At 71.4% G+C, this 16,402-nt stretch carries 16 protein-coding genes; 12 read left to right on the top strand and 4 right to left on the bottom strand.

The window, feature by feature from the left end:
- The first annotated feature begins 101 nt into the window (after nt 1–101).
- The 5 genes from IMZ11_RS25270 to IMZ11_RS25250 all read left to right on the top strand — a co-directional run bounded on the left by IMZ11_RS25270 (nt 102) and on the right by IMZ11_RS25250 (nt 6,674).
- Nucleotides 102–1,637, top strand: coding sequence for a PucR family transcriptional regulator (locus tag IMZ11_RS25270; RefSeq protein ID WP_228644832.1), 1,536 nt, complete (start codon nt 102–104; stop codon nt 1,635–1,637).
- Between the two features lie 243 nt (nt 1,638–1,880).
- Entirely contained in the window at nt 1,881–3,173 is a 1,293-nt protein-coding gene (locus tag IMZ11_RS25265) for a helix-turn-helix transcriptional regulator (RefSeq protein WP_308066844.1), read from the top strand.
- Nucleotides 3,174–3,388: 215 nt separating this feature from the next.
- The gene (locus IMZ11_RS25260) at nt 3,389–4,021 is read left to right on the top strand and encodes a copper resistance CopC family protein (RefSeq protein ID WP_228644830.1); all 633 of its coding nucleotides are present in this window, start codon (nt 3,389–3,391) and stop codon (nt 4,019–4,021) included.
- Nucleotides 4,018–6,009: a cytochrome c oxidase assembly protein gene (locus IMZ11_RS25255; RefSeq protein ID WP_228644829.1), complete on the top strand. Its 1,992-nt coding sequence runs from the start codon at nt 4,018–4,020 to the stop codon at nt 6,007–6,009. The genes IMZ11_RS25260 and IMZ11_RS25255 overlap by 4 nt, the downstream gene beginning before the upstream one ends.
- A 248-nt stretch (nt 6,010–6,257) precedes the next feature.
- Nucleotides 6,258–6,674, top strand: a complete 417-nt coding sequence (locus IMZ11_RS25250) for a sensor histidine kinase (RefSeq protein WP_061256369.1) — start codon at nt 6,258–6,260, stop codon at nt 6,672–6,674.
- A 19-nt stretch (nt 6,675–6,693) separates the two neighbouring features.
- Here the strand turns inward: IMZ11_RS25250 and map are convergent, their stop codons facing one another.
- On the bottom strand, nt 6,694–7,542 hold the full coding sequence (gene map, locus IMZ11_RS25245; protein ID WP_228644828.1) for a type I methionyl aminopeptidase: 849 nt from the start codon (nt 7,540–7,542) through the stop codon (nt 6,694–6,696).
- Nucleotides 7,543–7,585: 43 nt separating this feature from the next.
- On the opposite strand from map, the gene IMZ11_RS25240 reads away from it, so the two are divergent.
- Together IMZ11_RS25240 and IMZ11_RS25235 are read left to right on the top strand one after the other, a co-directional pair.
- Nucleotides 7,586–7,762 (top strand): hypothetical protein, encoded by a 177-nt coding sequence (locus tag IMZ11_RS25240; protein WP_228644827.1) that lies wholly within the window; start codon nt 7,586–7,588, stop codon nt 7,760–7,762.
- 71 nt (nt 7,763–7,833) lie between these two features.
- Complete coding sequence (locus IMZ11_RS25235; protein ID WP_228644826.1) at nt 7,834–8,364, top strand: hypothetical protein; 531 nt, start codon at nt 7,834–7,836, stop codon at nt 8,362–8,364.
- On the opposite strand, the gene IMZ11_RS25230 is transcribed toward IMZ11_RS25235, so the two are convergent.
- Nucleotides 8,339–8,926 carry a hypothetical protein gene (locus tag IMZ11_RS25230; RefSeq protein WP_061256379.1) on the bottom strand — a complete coding sequence of 196 codons (588 nt, stop codon included), beginning with the start codon at nt 8,924–8,926 and terminating at the stop codon, nt 8,339–8,341. The genes IMZ11_RS25235 and IMZ11_RS25230 overlap by 26 nt on opposite strands.
- 106 nt (nt 8,927–9,032) lie before the next feature.
- On the opposite strand from IMZ11_RS25230, the gene npdG reads away from it, so the two are divergent.
- The gene (npdG, locus tag IMZ11_RS25225) at nt 9,033–9,698 is read left to right on the top strand and encodes an NADPH-dependent F420 reductase (RefSeq protein WP_228644825.1); all 666 of its coding nucleotides are present in this window, start codon (nt 9,033–9,035) and stop codon (nt 9,696–9,698) included.
- 21 nt (nt 9,699–9,719) lie between these two features.
- Here npdG and IMZ11_RS25220 read toward each other — a convergent pair whose 3' ends face one another.
- Nucleotides 9,720–10,406 (bottom strand): alpha/beta fold hydrolase, encoded by a 687-nt coding sequence (locus IMZ11_RS25220; protein ID WP_228644824.1) that lies wholly within the window; start codon nt 10,404–10,406, stop codon nt 9,720–9,722.
- Nucleotides 10,407–10,535: 129 nt separating this feature from the next.
- On the opposite strand from IMZ11_RS25220, the gene IMZ11_RS25215 reads away from it, so the two are divergent.
- Nucleotides 10,536–11,708 carry a PLP-dependent aspartate aminotransferase family protein gene (locus IMZ11_RS25215; protein WP_061256383.1) on the top strand — a complete coding sequence of 391 codons (1,173 nt, stop codon included), beginning with the start codon at nt 10,536–10,538 and terminating at the stop codon, nt 11,706–11,708.
- Between the two features lie 100 nt (nt 11,709–11,808).
- Here the strand turns inward: IMZ11_RS25215 and panB are convergent, their stop codons facing one another.
- Entirely contained in the window at nt 11,809–12,660 is an 852-nt protein-coding gene (panB, locus tag IMZ11_RS25210) for a 3-methyl-2-oxobutanoate hydroxymethyltransferase (RefSeq protein WP_228644823.1), read from the bottom strand.
- 157 nt (nt 12,661–12,817) lie between these two features.
- Here panB and IMZ11_RS25205 point away from each other — a divergent pair, with 157 nt between their 5' ends.
- From IMZ11_RS25205 to IMZ11_RS25195, 3 genes are all read left to right on the top strand, one after another.
- A complete protein-coding gene (locus tag IMZ11_RS25205) occupies nt 12,818–14,008 on the top strand; it encodes an MFS transporter (RefSeq protein ID WP_228644822.1) in 1,191 nt (396 codons plus the stop codon).
- Nucleotides 14,009–14,136: 128 nt separating this feature from the next.
- The gene (locus IMZ11_RS25200) at nt 14,137–15,699 is read left to right on the top strand and encodes an MFS transporter (RefSeq protein WP_228644821.1); all 1,563 of its coding nucleotides are present in this window, start codon (nt 14,137–14,139) and stop codon (nt 15,697–15,699) included.
- Between the two features lie 7 nt (nt 15,700–15,706).
- Nucleotides 15,707–16,321, top strand: coding sequence for a TetR/AcrR family transcriptional regulator (locus IMZ11_RS25195; protein ID WP_228644820.1), 615 nt, complete (start codon nt 15,707–15,709; stop codon nt 16,319–16,321).
- Nucleotides 16,322–16,402 lie beyond the last annotated feature (81 nt).

Here is a 16,402-nt window from a genome sequence, read left to right as displayed (position 1 = left end):
CAGTACATCAGCCCAGGTCACGGGGGCCAATTGCCGTCGTGATGAAACGCTGTGACCGCAGGGGATGTTGATTGTAGATTTCTCCAAATAATCTGATTCGCATGCTTCTGCTGCGGGATCTGCTGGCCGTCGAGGAACTCCGCCTCGCCCTGCTGGCCGGAGCCGGCGGCGTGGACCGCGAGATCGGCGGCGTGCTGGTCACCGACCTGCCCGATCCCGGACGCTACGTCTCCGCGGGGGACCTGGTGCTCACCGGGTTGATGTGGCGCCGGGATCCCGCCGACTCCCGGGCGTTCGCCGACGCGCTCGTCACGGCCGGTGTGGTCGCGCTCGGTGCGGGGGACGCCCGCCTCGGCATGGTGCCCGACGACCTGGTCGCGGCGTGCGAGGAACGGGGCCTGCCCCTCTTCGCGGTACCCGTCGAGGTCTCGTTCGGCGCGATCGCCGACCTCGTGAACCGGCGGCTGGCCGGGGCCCGCGCGGGGGACCTGCGCAGCGTGCTCGGCAGCCGCCGCAGGATCGTCGCCGCGGTGGCCGAGGGCGCGGGCCTCGACCGGCTCTTCGCGCTCATGGCGAGCGAGCTCGGGGTCACCGGCGCGGTGTTGTCCGCAGCCGGTTCCGTCATCGCGGGAGACCTGCCCGAGGAGCAGGCCGTACGGCTGGCGGGCGAATACCTGCGCGCCATCCGTCTTCCCCGGGTGGTCAGGGCGGGCACGGGCGGGGACGCCAGGCCGTTCACCCTCTTCGCGGTGGACCGCGCACACCGGGCGGCGGGCTGGGTGCTCGCCTGCCGGGGCGAGCTCGACGTCGAGATCGGGTACGAGCTCGCCTCGTGCGTGGCCATGGAGCGCGCCCGCATGGAGGAGGGGCGCCGCGTCGAACGACGGCTGGCCGAGGAGCTCATCGGCCTGGCCACGTCGGGCCGCGCGGACCTGGCCGAGCTCTCCGCCAGGCTCAGGACCTGCGGGATCGACGCGGCGGAGCCGTACGCCGTGGTCGCCGCGACGGTGACGCGGCCGGGAGCGGCGGACGGTCCCGACCCGGCGACGCTGGGCGGCCAGGTCGTCGAGGAGGTGCTCGGCCGCCGGGCGGTGGCCGCGGCCGGGGCGGACGGCGCGGTCGCGCTGGTGCCGCTGCGGGATCACGGTACGGCGGCCGCGCTGGCGGCCGAGGTCGGGGAACGGGTGGCGGTGATCGCCGCGGGGCTTCCGCGGGTTCGCGTGTCCGTGGGGGTGAGCGCCGGGCTGGCCGGGGCCCCGGCGATCCGCGGCGGCACCGAGGAGGCGGGGTACGCGAGGCGGATGGCGGAGATGCGCGGAGGCGGCGTCGTCACCAGCGACGAGATCTACACGCACGCGCTGTTGCTGGCGACGGTGCCGGACGGGGTCCGCAGGTCGTTCGCGAGCCGGTTACTCGACCCGCTCTTCGACTACGACCGGAGCCACCAGGCGGAGCTGGTGCTGACCCTCGGCACTTTCCTCGACTGCGCGGGCTCGTGGAACGGGTGCGCGGAACGGCTGCACGTCCACGTCAACACGGTGCGCTATCGGATCCGCCGCATCGAGGAGTTGATCGGTAAGGATCTCTCCTCGATGGCGGATCGGGTCGATCTCTTCCTTGCGTTGCGGGCGGGATGACGTCGGTCGCCGGACAGTGTCGTGGACCCGATGGATGTGGAGGCTAGATAACGACTCAGCAGCACCAGTCGGCCACCACGTACTTGGGGGAAGACGTGTCAGCACTGGCGGCCGTAGCATTTGCCCCGACAACCACACCGGTTGCGCAGAGAACGGCCAGGACAGAGACGATGAGTCGGCGGCGCATGAGCAGCTCCTGTCGGGAAATCGTCTGATTTAACACCATTCTTGCAGGGGGAGCCCGTGACCAGTCAAGATCTAGTAGGCCAGCGCATCAAGATGATCCGCCGCCAACGTGGTCTTTCTCAGGCTCAACTGGCTCATCCGGAGCTCTCGGACAGCTACGTCTCCCTTATTGAGAGCGGCAAGCGGACGCCCACTCCGGCCGTTCTGGAACTGCTCTCGCAGAAGCTCGATTGCTCGCTCACTTATCTGGTCAACGGCGTGACCGCCGAGCAGATGGAGGAGCTCGAACTCGGCCTGCGCTTCGCCCGGCTCGCCCTGGACAACGGTGAGGTCGAGGAGGCCAGGCGCCGCTTCGGCGAGCTGCTGGCCGACCGGAGCCTGGTCGGCCTCTCCCAGCTGCACCAGGACGCCGAGTTCGGCTACGCGCTCGCCACCGAGGCGTGCGGCCACCTCGGTGAGGCCGTCACGATCCTTAACGGCCTCCTCGAGACCGAGGCCGGGGCGATGCCCGAGGACCGCCGGGTGGCGATCGCCGTCGCGCTGTGCCGGTGCTACCGCGAGAAGGGCGACCTCGGGCTGGCCGTCCAGGTGGGCGAGACGATGCTCAAGGACATGAACCGCGCCACCTGGACCGACGACCTGATCGAGCTCGCCGCGACCCTGCTCGCCGCGTACGGCGTGCGCGGCGATCTGCTGCGCGCCAGCCAGTTCGCGAACGAACTGCTGGCCGCCGCCGACCTGCTCGGCACGCCCCGCGCGACGGTCGCCGCGAACTGGAACGCGGCGAGGATCGCCGAACTCACCGGGCGCGGCGAGGAGTCCCTCGCGCTCGCGGAGCGCGCGCTCGCCGTACAGGGTGAGACGGGCGACTCACGCAACCTCGCCCGGCTCCGCCTGGCGTACGCCATCCTGCTGCTCCGGGTCCGCCCGGACGATCTGGAGACCGCCCGTGACCTGATGGAGCGGACCCACCGCGAGCTCGGCGAGTCGGCGGCGAGCAAGGCGGACATCGCCCGCTGCTCCGTGTTCCTGGCCCGCACCGAGCTGGCGCTGCACCACCCGGAGCAGGCCGCCGAGCACGCCCAGGCCGCGAAGGACCTGCTGGAGGAGCCCCTACGCGAGCTTCGGGCCGAGGCGCACCTCGTGCTCGGCCAGGCGTACGAGCAGCTCGGCAGGCGCGACGAGGCGGCGGCCGAGCTCGCCGCGGCCGGCGAGTGGCTGGAGCGGTCGCCCAAGGTCAGGATGGCGGCGCAGGGTTGGCTGGAGGCGGCCGAGGCGTTCCAGCGCATCGAGGACCACTCCGCCGGCGCCGTCGCCTACCAGCACGCGCTCGCCTGCGTCGGCCTGTAGCCGCTCGGGCCGCTCGGGCCGCTCGGGCCAGTACGTCCTCCGGCCTCCGGGGCGTCGATCGCGTCGCCCCGGAGGCCGCGAGGCCGGTGCCGTGGGGATTCCGGGCCGGGTGGGACGCCGGGGTCGGCGGGGACGTGGCGTTACGCGAGTGTCCCGTCTCTGTGGGTGACGCGGGGTAAGGACCGGACCCACGCGTCGGTAGCCTTGGAGCTGCCATGAGAAAATCCCCGCTTGCGGCCCTGATCGCGTTCGTCGCGACTCTCCTGCTGGGCACGGCTCTCGCCATGCCCGCGCTGGCCCACACCTCGCTCAAGAGCAGTGACCCGAAGGAGAACGCCCGGGTCGACGGCCTCACGAAGGTGAGCCTGGTCTTCACGGAATCGGTCCGCTTCCCGGTCGTGCTGGTGCGCGGCTCGGACGGCAAGCGATACGAGACCGGCGACCCGACTCTCGACGGGCCCAAGGTGACCCAGGCCGTCGCCGACTCGCTGCCCGCCGGCGCGTACAGCGTGGCGTGGCGGGTGGTGTCCACCGACGGCCATCCCATCGAGGGGGAGATCCCGTTCACCGTGGTCGCCTCCGAGGCGGCGCGGGCCACCCCGGACACCGATGCGACGCCCACGGCGTCGGCCCCCACTCCCGGCATCGAACCGAGCGTCCAGCCGAGCGTGGAGCCGAGCGTCGAACCGACGGCCGGGCCGACCTTCGTACAGGCGGGTGACGACCAGGCACAGGACGCACAGGACGAGGGCGGCCAGGGTGGCGTCCCCGCCTGGGTGTGGATCGCGGTCTTCGGAGTGGCCGGCATCGGCATCGGAATGGCGCTCAGCATGCGGAAGAAGCCGTGAGCCGGACCGCGCGCCTGGCGGTCGCCGCGATCTGCGCGGCGGCCGTCGCGTTGATGATCGGGATGGTCGCCGGTGGCGCGGCGACCCCCCGGATCATCCCCGGGCTGCCCGACGAGGGCACGCTCACCCGGTGGATGCTCCCGCTGTCCAAGCTCGCCATGGACGGCGCCGGGCTCCTCACCGTCGGCCTGCTGCTGATGAGCGCGGCGTTCCTGCCCAGTGACAAGGGCCTGCTCGGCAAGCCCGCCCAGGACTACGTCAAGGCCGCCTCGTGGTCGGCGTGCGTCTGGGCGGCCGCGGCCGCGTCCACGCTGGTCTTCAGCCTGTCGGAGACGCTCGGCATGCCGGTCGGGGACGTCCTCGGCGGCAACGAGCTGACCAGCTACGCCAGCCAGGTCCCGCAGGGTATCGCGCTCACCCTCGTCGTGCTCTTCGCGGTCGCCGTCGCCCTGTTCGCGCGCGGCGCGATCACGGTCGGCTCGGCGGCGGGGCTGCTGGTGTTCGCGCTGGCCACGCTGCTGCCGCCCGCGCTGACCGGGCACTCCTCCTCGTCGCCCAACCATGGGCTCGCCACCACGTCGGTGGCCTTCCACGTGCTCTTCCTGGCGCTGTGGGTGGGCGGGCTCGGCATGCTGTGCGTGCACTCCTTCCGCGACGGCACCCGGCTCGACGTCGCCGCCTCCCGGTTCTCCCGGATGGCACTGTGGTGCTTCGTCGGGGTCGGCGTCTCCGGCGTGGCGAGCGTCCTGGCCCGGCTGGCCTCCGTCGAGGCGCTGTTCACCACGCCGTACGGCCTGCTGCTGGTGGCCAAGATGGCGGCGTTCGTCGCCCTCGGCGTGATCGGCTGGTGGCACCGCCGCCGCACCGTCCCCGCGCTGACCGCGGGGCAGCCGGGATCGTTCTTGCGGCTGGCACTCGGCGAGATCCTGCTGATGGCCGCGACGACCGGTGTCGCCGTCGCCCTCGCCCGCACCGCCCCGCCGGAGATCAAGGGCCCGATCGACCGCGCCTACGAGCTGCTCGGCTACATCGTGCCGCCCCCGATCTCGCTGGGCAACCTGGTGACGCTGTGGTGGTTCGACCTGTTCTTCGCCGTGGTCGCCGCCGCGCTCGCCGGCCTCTACGCGGCCGGTGTCGTACGGCTGGCCCGTCGCGGTGACTCGTGGCCGCACGGCCGGACGGCCTCCTGGTTCCTCGGCGTCGTCATCCTGGTCCTGGCCACGCAGAGCGGCATCGCGAAGTACGCGCCGGTCCTGTTCAGCGTCCACATGGCCGAGCACATGGTGCTCGCCATGCTGGTGCCGATCCTGCTGGTGCTCGGCGCCCCCGTCACGCTCGCGCTGCGCGCGCTGAAGCCCGCCGTACGGCGCGGCGACCGCGGCCCGCGCGAGTGGATCACCGTGATCCTGCACAGCCGGTACGTCAAGTTCGTCGCACACCCGGCCATCGCGACCGCGATCTTCATCGTGTCGACGTACGCGCTGTACTTCACCCCGTTGTTCGCCTCCGCGATGCAGGAACACCTGGGGCACATCGCGATGACGGTGCACTTCCTGGTCAGCGGCTGCCTGTTCTTCTGGGTGATCATCGGGGTGGACCCCGGGCCGCACCGGCTGCCCCACGTCGGGCGACTGCTGCTGCTGTTCATCACCATGCCGTTCCACGCGTTCTTCGGCATCGCGCTGATGAGCATGGGCACGGTCCTCGCCGCGGACTGGTACAACCAGCTCGGCCGCACCTGGGGCGCGTCGTCGGTGTCCGACCAGCAGACCGGTGGAGCGATCGCCTGGGGCTTCGGTGAGATCCCCACCCTGATCGTGGTCATCGCCCTGGCGATCCAGTGGTGGCGGGCCGACGACCGGGTGGCCCGCAGGGCCGATCGCCGGGCCGACGAGCGGGCCGCGAAGACGGGCGGCACGGGCGACGCCGAGCTGGACGCCTACAACGACTACCTGGCCAAGCTGCACAAGCGCGACACCGCCCAGTGACGCGTCGTCGCGCCGTCGCGCCGTCGCCGGGTCCGCCCGGTCGAGTCGGTCGTTGACCCGTCCTCTGACGCCGCCCGCGGGTACGGTGGAAGCGCGTGACCTGCTCGGAGAACGGGCATAACCACGTGTGCGACCGGCCCGTGCCCTGGGCGGAGTCATGTGGTCGGTAAGCCCGTTCAGAGCTCGTGCCGTTGGCGTCCGCGTCGCCGTCCGCCGGGATGACGGCACGGCGATTGAGGAGGGGCGGGTTGGCGGAAGAACTGCGGATCCGGTCGAACGGCGATCTGGCGTCGGCTCTGGAGGACTATCTCGCGGAGTGGTCTGGCCGTTCGGGCATCGCGGTCGAGATCTGGGCGCTGCCGGGTCAGGCGGTCTCGCGGCGCGTCGCCCAGGCGGTGTACGCCACCGTCGTCGAAGCCCTGGCGAACGTCGAGCGGCACAGCCACGCGCGGCTGGTCTCCGTCGCCGTCACCACGGGCAAGGCGGGCCTGCGGATGACCGTGAGCGACGACGGCGCCGGGTTCGCCGTGGACGAGGCGGCGCCGAACGCGGCGCGGGGGCTGACCGCCATGCGCGCCCACTTCGCCGGCGTCGGCGGCACACTCACGGTCAACAGCGTCCCCGGTGGCGGGACGACCGTCACCGGGGTGGTCCGCGCCGGCTGACCCGGAGGTCGGGAGGGCGCTAGGGCAGCGTGAGGATCTCGTGGCCGGAGTCGGTGACCAGGATGGTGTGCTCGAACTGGGCGGTCCGCTTGCGGTCCTTGGTCACGGCGGTCCACTGGTCCGGCCAGATCTCGTAGTCGATGGTCCCGAGCGTGAGCATGGGCTCGATCGTGAACGTCATGCCGGGCACGAGCGTGACCGCGAGGGAGGGATCGTCGTAGTGCGGGACGATCAGGCCCGAGTGGAACGACGTGCTGATGCCGTGGCCGGTGAAGTCGCGGACGACGCCGTAGCCGAATCGCTTCGCGTACGCCTCGATCACCCGGCCGACCACGTTGAGCTGGCGTCCGGGCACGACCGCCCTGATCGCGCGCATGGTGGCCTCGCGGGTGCGCTCGACCAGCAGCCGGGACTCCTCGTCCACGTCGCCGACGAGGAACGTCGCGTCGGTGTCGCCGTGCACGCCCCCGATGTAGGCGGTGATGTCGACGTTGACGATGTCGCCGTCGTTCAGCACGGTGTCGTCCGGGATGCCGTGGCAGATCACCTCGTTGATGGAGGTGCACAGCGACTTGGGGTAGCCGCGATAGCCCAGGGTCGAGGGGTAGGCGCCGTGGTCGAGGAGGAACTCGTGACCGATCCGGTCCAGTTCGTCGGTGGTGACGCCGGGAGCGACGTGCTTGCCGACCTCCTCCAGCGCCTGGGCGGCTATCCGGCCGGCGACCCGCATTCTCTCGATCGTCTCGGGAGTCTGGACGTCGGTGGTGCCCTTCTTCGGGGCGGCCTTCCCCACGTACTCCGGGCGTTCGATGTGGGCGGGGACCTTACGCATGGGCGACACTCGCCCTGGCCGGAGGAGTGTTGTCATGCCGCCAAGTCTAGATGCGGTACGGAGGGGGAGGATTAGCCCCGTGAGCGATCAATGGTGGTTCTGCCTCAAGCACATGCGTGTCGAGCCGGACGAGGGTTGCCCCAACAAGGATCGTATGGGCCCGTACGCCACGGAGGCGGAGGCGGCGAACGCCCTCCAGACGGCCTCCGAGCGGAACGAGGTATGGCAGGCCAAGGATGAGGAATGGGACGACTAACGCCTTGACCTGAAATTGGGGGACATGCCCGCCGATGGCCTGCGAAGCTGGCCTGGGGCGGGAGGTGGTACATGGCGGAGCCCAAGGAGCCCGGTGCTCTGAGCGGTGTGGACGAGGGCGCGCGCCGCATGTCGGGCGCGGAGCGCCGCGTGGCGGCGCTGCTGGCCGCCGAAGGACACCAGGTCGTCGCCGTCGCCCCCGTCGACGGCCGGAGAACCGGTCACCGGCATCCGGCCGGCCGCGCCGACGCCCTCGTCGACGGACGGCCGACCGACTTCGTCGTGCTCACCGAAGGGGACACGGGTGTGGCGGTGACGATGGCGCTCAGCCGCGCCGCCCGCCACGCCGACCGCGCAGTGATCGACGCGCGCGGCACCGGGCTCGGCCGGGCCGCCGCCGAGGCCGGGGTCCGCTGGTTCACCGCGGTCCCGCACAGCCACGTGCTCAGCGGATGGCGGGTCGTCGGCGACGGTTACGACATCCGCTTCGACGCGGACCTCGACCCCGGCCCCGACGCCCGGACGGATGCCGGGCCCGTGCCGTCCGGCTCGCCGCCCCGCCCCACCAGGCGGCGGATCAGTCCGGGACGCGCGGCCCGCTGACCCGGTCCATGAGGCGGGCCAGGCGTTCACGCAGGCCGAGCCGCCGGACGTCGCCCGCCGCGCTGCTCACCAGATGCTGGGCGCCGTCGAAGCTGAGCGGGCCCTCCAGGCGCGGTACGGCCAGCGAGTCGTGGGCGAGCGACTCCAGCGTGGGATCCCCGACGTCGAGCGCGAGGATCGTCGCGCCGGTCCGGCGCGCGTCGTCCACACGCTCCAGGAGTGGCACCGGAGCCCGCTCCTCCGCGACCACGAAGAGCGTCTCGCCGCGCCGGGCCTCGCGCAGCCGGTCCAGACCGATCCGCAGATGGGCGGGCGCGTTCGCGGGCGGTGACCAGCGCAGCAGCGTCGGGGAGAGTTGGGGGAGGCCGGACAGCCGCGCCTCGTCGGACAGGTGGGCGGTCAGGTGCCAGGGTTCGTCGTCGGGCGTCCCCACCAGGAGCAGACCTCCGGGAGAACGGGTCGCGCGCAGGGCCAGCCCCAGCTCCCGGGTGCGCTCCAGCCAGCCGGTCGAGGCGAGCACCTCGCGGAGAAGGCCTACCGAGTCAGCATCCACGAAGCCCATGGTGCCTGACAGGTTCGGACGCGGTCCGGTGAATCCCGATCTCGGCGCGGTGCTCCGCGCCGCCCCTGCCAGCGGCGAGCCGGAAGCGCCCTGGCATGATCTGCCTATGGCAGATCTGAATGACTTTCCGGACGTTGCGGACCTCTCCATCGGGATCCTCGGAGGCACCGGTGACCAGGGCAAGGGCCTGGCGCGCAGGTTCGCCCTGGCCGGTCACACCGTACTGATCGGTTCCCGCAGCGCCGAGCGCGCGCGGGAGGCCGCAGAGAGCATCGGCGTACGCGGCGCCGAGAACGCCGCCGTCGCCGCCGAGGCGGACATCGTGATCGTGGCCGTGCCGTGGGACGGGCACAAGGCCACGCTGGAGTCGTTGCGCGGCGAGCTGGCCGGGAAGATCGTCGTCGACTGCGTGAACCCGCTCGGTTTCGACAAGCAGGGCGCGTACGCGCTTCCGGTCGAGGAGGGCAGCGCGGCCCAGCAGGCGGCGGCCGTACTGCCGGACAGCCGCGTCGTCGCGGCGTTCCACCACGTGTCCGCGGTCATCCTGCTCGACCCGGAGGTGGACGAGGTCGGACTGGACGTTCTCGTGCTCGGCGACGACAGGGAGGCCACGGACCTCGTGCAGGCGCTCGCGTCGCGCATCGCGGGCGTGCGGGGCGTCTACGGCGGCCGGCTGCGAAACGCGGGCCAGGTGGAGGCGCTGACCGCCAACCTGATCTCGATCAACCGCCGCTACAAGGCGCACGCGGGATTCCGGATCACCGACGTCTGACGGTCCCCGCGCACCCCGAGATCATCCCCTGGTGGCGGATCTGATCAGCCACGAGGCGACCGACTCGGGGTCGGTCAGCTGGTGCAGATGGCCGCCGGGAATGCGCTCGACCGGCCACCCGCGCTCGCTCGCCTCCTTCGCCGTCTCGGCGTACGGCGAGTCGAACCACAGGTACGCGCCGCGGACGTGGTCCCAGCGCGAGGGGACCGGGATGTCCAGCAGGTAGTAGTCGAGCGGCAGGCGGGGCTGCTCGGCCACGACCACGCGCCGCGTCGCCTCGTCGGGGAAGAGGTCCGCGACCACCTCGTCCGGCCACCAGTCCGTCCAGCGGGGCAGGATCCCCGCGTCGTCGGCGAGATCGCGCAGGAAGGCGGCCGGCTCGGGAGGCTCTCCCGGGACCGGACCCCTCCGAGGCGGGAGCGCGGCGTCGACGAACAGGCAGGCGGAGATCCGGCCGCGCAGGGCCTCCGCGATGAGCGGGACGAACCGGCCGGCGTTGCTGTGCGCGACGATGACCAGCGGGCCGTCCGGCGGGGCGGCGGCCGTCACCGCGTCGACCACGCGCGGCCAGTACGGCGCGGGCCCGGCGGTCACGTCGACGAGCGACGGCACCACGGCGGCATGGCCGCGGGCGCGCAGGACCTCGGCCACGGGGTTCCACGTCGAGGGGCCGACGGAGGGGCTGTGGACGAGCATGAAGGTGTCCATGCCCGCCAGCATTCACAATCCCGGCCGGCCCGGACAGGGTGATCCTCTGAGCGCGTAACGGTTTCCCCGCCACGCGGTGACGGCTCCCTGATCTGACATCGTTCGGGAAACCAGGTAATTCTTGTAGGTATGACCTCTTTGCGCCCGGAGACGCGAGCCGTCCACCTGCCCCGACCGGATCTGAACGGCAGTACGCCGATCACGATCCCCATCTACCAGACGTCGGGTTTCGCGTTCGACAGCCCCGCCGTCTTCGCCGACGGGATGGGTCGGCCGGACGGCGCCTTCGTCTACGGGCGGCTCTCGAACCCCACCGTGCGGGCGCTTGAGGAGGCCGTCGCCGGGCTGGAGGGCGGCCCGGGCGCCATCGCCACCGGTTCGGGGATGGGCGCCATCAACACGGTGCTGCTCGCGTTGCTGCGGCCGGGCGACCACGTGATAGCCCAGCGGGCCCTGTACGGAGGCACCGCGCACATGCTGGCCGACCTGACGGCGCGGTTCGGCATCGACGTGACCTACGTGCACGAGGCGGACCCCTCGGCGGTGCGCGACGCCGTACGGCCGGAGACGAAGCTGCTCTACCTGGAGACGATCGCCAATCCGATGACGCAGGTCGCGGACCTGCCCGGGATGGCGGCCGCCGCGCGCGCGGCGGGGTTGCTGACCGTCGTGGACAACACCTTCGCCTCGCCGATCCTGTGCCGGCCGATCGAGCACGGGGCCGACGTGGTGGTCCACTCCACCACGAAGTACCTCTCCGGCCACACGGACGTCCTGGGCGGTATCGCGGTATTCGCCTCCGATGACCTGCACCGGAAGGTCTGGTCGTACGCGATCGAGCTCGGGGCCACGGCGGATCCGTTCGCCGCCTGGCTGACCCTGCGCGGGACGCAGACCCTGGCGCTGCGCATGGAGCGCCATTGCGCCAACACGCGCCTGCTGGCCACCCGGCTCGCCGAGCACCCCGCCGTGGCCGCGGTCCACTGGCCCGGCCTGCCCTCGCATCCCTCGTACGAGGTGGCCGCCAAGCTGCTGCCCGACTTCGGTGGCGTGTTCTCGTTCGACCTGACCGGCGGGCGGGCGGCCGGTGAGGCGTTCATGAGCTCCGTACGGCTCGCGCTGCTCGCGCCCTCGCTGGGCGGTGTCGAGACGCTGATCCTGCACCCCGCGACGACCTCGCACCGGTCGCTCGACGCGGCGGGGCTGGCCGCCGCCGGGATCGGCGAGGGGACGGTCCGGGTGTCCGTCGGCATCGAGCATCCCGAGGACCTGTGGGCCGACTTCGAGCAGGCGCTCGGCTGACGACCCGGATCAACCGGCCCTGATCACGACGGCCCTGATCACGACGGCCCCGGCCACGGCGTACGCGTGACCGGGGCCGCCGGGCGGTGGCGCCGGGAGATCAGTGGTAGCTGTGCTCCGGAGCGGGGAAGACGCCGGACACGACCTCGTCGGCGTACGCGCGGACGGCGCGGTCCATCTCGCCCGCGAGGTCGAAGTACTTCTTGACGAACTTGGCCGGGCGCGGCGTGAGCCCCATGAGGTCCTGCCAGACGAGGACCTGGGCGTCGGTGCCCGCCCCCGCGCCGATGCCGATCGTGGGAACGCTGAGTGACGCGGTCACCCGCTCGGCCAGATCGGTGGGTACGCACTCCAGGACCACGCCGAACGCCCCGGCGTGCTCCAGGGCCTTGGCGTCGGCCATCAGCTCGTCGCCCGACTGGCCGCGGCCCTGCACGCGGTACCCGCCGAAGACGTTCACCGACTGCGGGGTCAGGCCGATGTGGGCCATGACCGGGATGCCCGCCGAGACGAGCATCTCGACCTGGGACAGCACACGACGGCCGCCCTCCAGCTTCACCGCGTGGGCCCCGGCCTCCTTCATGAAGCGGGCGGCCGTCTCCAGCGCCTGCTGCGGCGACGCCTGGTAGGACGCGAACGGCAGGTCGGCGATCACCATCGCGCGCTTGGAGCCGCGGACCACGGCGGCGGTGAGCGGGATGAGGTCGTCGACCGTCACCGGAAGGGTCGAGTCGTACCCGTAGACGACCATGGCGGCCGAGTCGCCGACCAGCAGGACGGGAATCCCCGCCTCGTCGAACACCCTCGCCGTCATCGCGTCGTACGCGGTGACCATCGGCCACCGCTCATGACGCTCCTTGGCCGCGGCGAGATCGCGGACGGTCACCCTGCGTCCCGACGCGCCCCCGTAGAGCGCGGTGGACGCGGCGGATGCAGCGGAAACAGAGGACATGGCTACCTCCAGGTCTCGTGGCGCCCCTGTGGCGTCCCCGGACAGTCAGATCATCGCATGCGACCCGCAAATAGAACACCCGAGGGACTGGCCGTAATCCAGTGGAAACCATGTCGGTGGGACACGGCACAATGCCATTCCGGAGGTAGACAACCAAATGGCACTCGAACCTTACCGGAGGGTTCTCGCCCTGCCGGGCGTCCCCGCGCTGCTGCTGGTCGGCATGCTCGCCAGGATCCCGATGACCGGCACGGGCATCACACTCACCCTGCACGTGGTCAACGGGCTGGGGCTGGGATTCCTACAGGCCGGATTGATCGGCGCGGCCAACCTCGTGGGAGGCGCGATCGGCGCGCCGCTCGCGGGACGTTTCGTCGACCGGCGCGGCCTGCGTCCGGTGTTCGCGGTGACCACCACCGTGCAGTTCGTCTTCTGGTGCTCGGCACCGTGGCTCCCGTACGAGGCGCTGCTTCCTGGCGCGCTCGTCGCGGGACTGTTCAACCAGCCCGTCTTCGGCGCGCTCAGGCAGTGCCTGGGAGCGATGGTCCCGGCGGAACGCCACCAGTCCGCGTTCGCCCTGGACTCGATGGCCGTCGAGTTGTCGTACATGGTCGGGCCCGCCCTGGCCGTGGCCATCTCGACCGGCTTCTCCAGCACGGTGACGATGTACGCGGTGGGCGTCGGCCTGGTGGGCACCGGCGTCGCCCTGTACGCGCTGAACCCGCCGACCAGTTCCCCGGGCGATGACGCCGCCGTGGCGGTGCCGCGGCGGAGGTGGCTCACGCCCGGCCTGCTCACGCTGTTCGGCGTCGCCTCGTCGCTCACGTTCGTGCTGACCACGACGGAGCTGTCGGTCGTCGCCATCCTCAAGACCGACGAGGCCACGCGGTGGACCGGTCTGGTGCTCGGGCTGTGGTGCGGATACTCGCTGATCGGCGGATTCGTGTACGGCGGGCTCTCCCGCGGCTCCTCGCCGCTGCTCCTCACCGGGATCCTCTGCGCGTTCACCGCGCCCCTCGGGATCGTCGGCGGAGGCTGGTGGTGGCTCTGCCTGGCGCTGATCCCCGCCGGCCTGCTGTGCGCGCCCGCGATGTCCTCCACCGTGGCGGCGGTCAACGGGCGGGTGCCCGCGGGGGCGCGCGGCGAGGCGATGGGCCTGCACGGCACGGCGCTGCTTATCGGCGGCGCCTGCGCCGGACCGGCGGCCGGAGCCGTGGTCGACGCGCACGGTCCGGGCTGGGCGTTCGCGGCCTCGGGCGCGGTCGGGCTGGTGCTGGTCCTGATCGCCCTTCCGTTCTGGAACGAGGCCCGGCGGCCCGCGTCCGATCCCGTGACCGCGAGCGTCTGACCCGCGCTCCGGGCCGCGCGGCCCGGAGCGCCGTCCGCATTATGAAACGCGACGGTTGCGTATCGAATATCGAACCGCTACGGTAGCGTTCCGAAACTCATGCGTATCGAAATTTGACTGGGGGACCCTTGGACGCGCATACCGGCCACCCACGCCGCTGGCAGATCCTCGGCGTGATGGTGTTCAGCCTGCTGGCCGTCGTGCTCGACAACACGATTCTCAACGTCGCGATCAAGACCATCGCCGACCCGGTGCACGGTCTGGGAGCCACCCAGAGTGAGCTGGAGTGGGCGATGAACTCCTACACGCTCGTCTTCGCGGGCCTGCTGTTCACCTTCGGCGTGCTCGGCGACAGGTACGGCCGCAAGAAGATGCTCCTCGTCGGCATGGTGATCTTCGGTCTCTCGTCGCTGGTCAGCGCGTACGCGCAGGACCCGACGCAGCTGATCCTGGCCAGGGCGCTGATGGGGCTCGGCGGCGCGGCCATCATGCCGGCCACGCTGGCGATCATCTCGAACGTCTTCCCGATCCACGAGCGGGGCAAGGCCATCGGCATCTGGGCGGGCGGCGTCGGCATCGCCGTCGCCATCGGGCCGATCACCGGCGGCCTGCTCCTCGAGCACTTCTGGTGGGGCTCGGTCTTCCTCGTCAACATCCCGATCGTGCTGGTCGGCCTGGCGCTGATCGCCACTCTCGTGCCGGACTCGAAGGACCCGGGCAAGACCGGTCTCGACCCGGTCGGCGTGCTGCTGTCGATCGTCGGTCTGGTGGCCCTGGTCTACGGCATCGTGCGGATCAGCGACCTCGGCACCTTCGCCGACACCTCGGTCATCGTCCCGTCGCTGATCGGCCTCGCCATCCTCGGTGTGTTCTTCTGGTACGAGCGGCGCATCGACCACCCGGCGTTCGACGTGCGCAACTTCAGGAACGCCGCCTTCTCCACCGCCATCGCGAGCGTCGGCCTGGTCTTCTTCGCGGCCATGGGCGTGATGTTCTTCATGGCCTTCTACTGGCAGATCGTCCGGGGCTACTCCCCGCTGCAGTCGGGCGCGCTGGTCCTGCCGTTCGCCGTGGCTCAGCTGATCTTCGCGCCGCGGAGCGCCAAGGTGGTCGACAAGTACGGCGCCAAGACGGTCGGCACGATCGGGATGATCGTGATCGCCGCCTGCCTCGCGGCCTACGCCCTCGTCGGCGTCGACACGCCGATCTGGATCCTGCTGGTCCTCACCTTCGTCCAGGGGTCGGCGATGGCCCACATCATGCCCCCGGCGACCACCGCCATCATGAACGCCCTGCCCCGGGAGAAGGCCGGTGTGGGTTCGTCCATGAGCAACGTCGTCCGGCAGGTCGGCGGCACGCTCGGCATCGCCATCCTCGGCGCGGTCCTGTCCGCGAGTTACCGGAACGGCATGGAGGGCGAGGTCACCGCGGTTCCGGAGCAGCTCCGCCACGTCGTGACCGAGTCGATCTCCGGTGCCGCCGGTGTGGCCGCGCGCCTGGGCGGCCAGGGAGCCGGCCTGATGAGGGCGGCCAACGAGGCGTTCGTCTCGGGCATCCACTGGGCGGCGCTCGGCTCGGCCGCGGTCGCGCTCATCGGTGCCCTCCTGATGGCGCGCTGGATGCCCGGGAGGCCCGCAGCCGCGGTGGAGGCGCAGTCACCCGAGGCGGACAGGGAAGCGGCGGTAGTGTGAGCGCACGATGATGACGCGGCAGACGGCGGAAGGGGCGGCCCGTGCCGCGGGGCGCCCGCGCAGTGAGAAGGCAGAGAAGTCGATCATCGAGGCCACCCTCGAACTGATCGGCGAGGGCGTCGCGGTGTCCGAGCTGTCCATCGAGGGCATCGCGGCCAGGGCGGGCGTCGGCAAGACGACGATCTATCGCCGCTGGTCCAACAAGGAGGACCTCGTCGTCGACGCCCTGACGACGCTGAAACCGCCGATCCCGCCGTTGCGTGGGGACTCCGTCCGGGACGACCTGGTCGCCTACCTCTCGGTCATGAGGGACGAGGCCCGGCACACCCACACCCGCTGCATCATGAACATCGCGATGAGCGACTCAGATCGGCACCCCCGCCTCGCCGCGCGGTTCGACGAGCTGGCCATCCAGCCGCGCCGCGCCGTCATGATGGAGGTGCTGCGGCGCGGCATCGAGCGCGGGGAACTGCGCCCCGACCTCGACGTCGAGATGGCGATGGCGATCCTGAGCGGTGCGATGTTGTGGCACACCAAGTGGTCGCACCGGGCCACCACACTGCCCGACGACCTGGCCGAGCGGATCGTGGACGAGGCGCTGCGCGGCTTCCGTCCCCGCTGACCGCCCGCCGCCGGAGATGCGTCCGCCGATGGCAGCCACCGAGTCGGCTGATCAGGCGGACTCGGTGCCCGGTAACCGCCG

Origin of the sequence: Microtetraspora sp. AC03309, assembly GCF_020826795.1 — a bacterium.
Classification (GTDB): domain Bacteria; phylum Actinomycetota; class Actinomycetes; order Streptosporangiales; family Streptosporangiaceae; genus Microtetraspora; species Microtetraspora glauca.
Note: the sequence above shows the minus strand (reverse complement) of the source record. Positions and strands in the feature narration are given on the sequence as shown.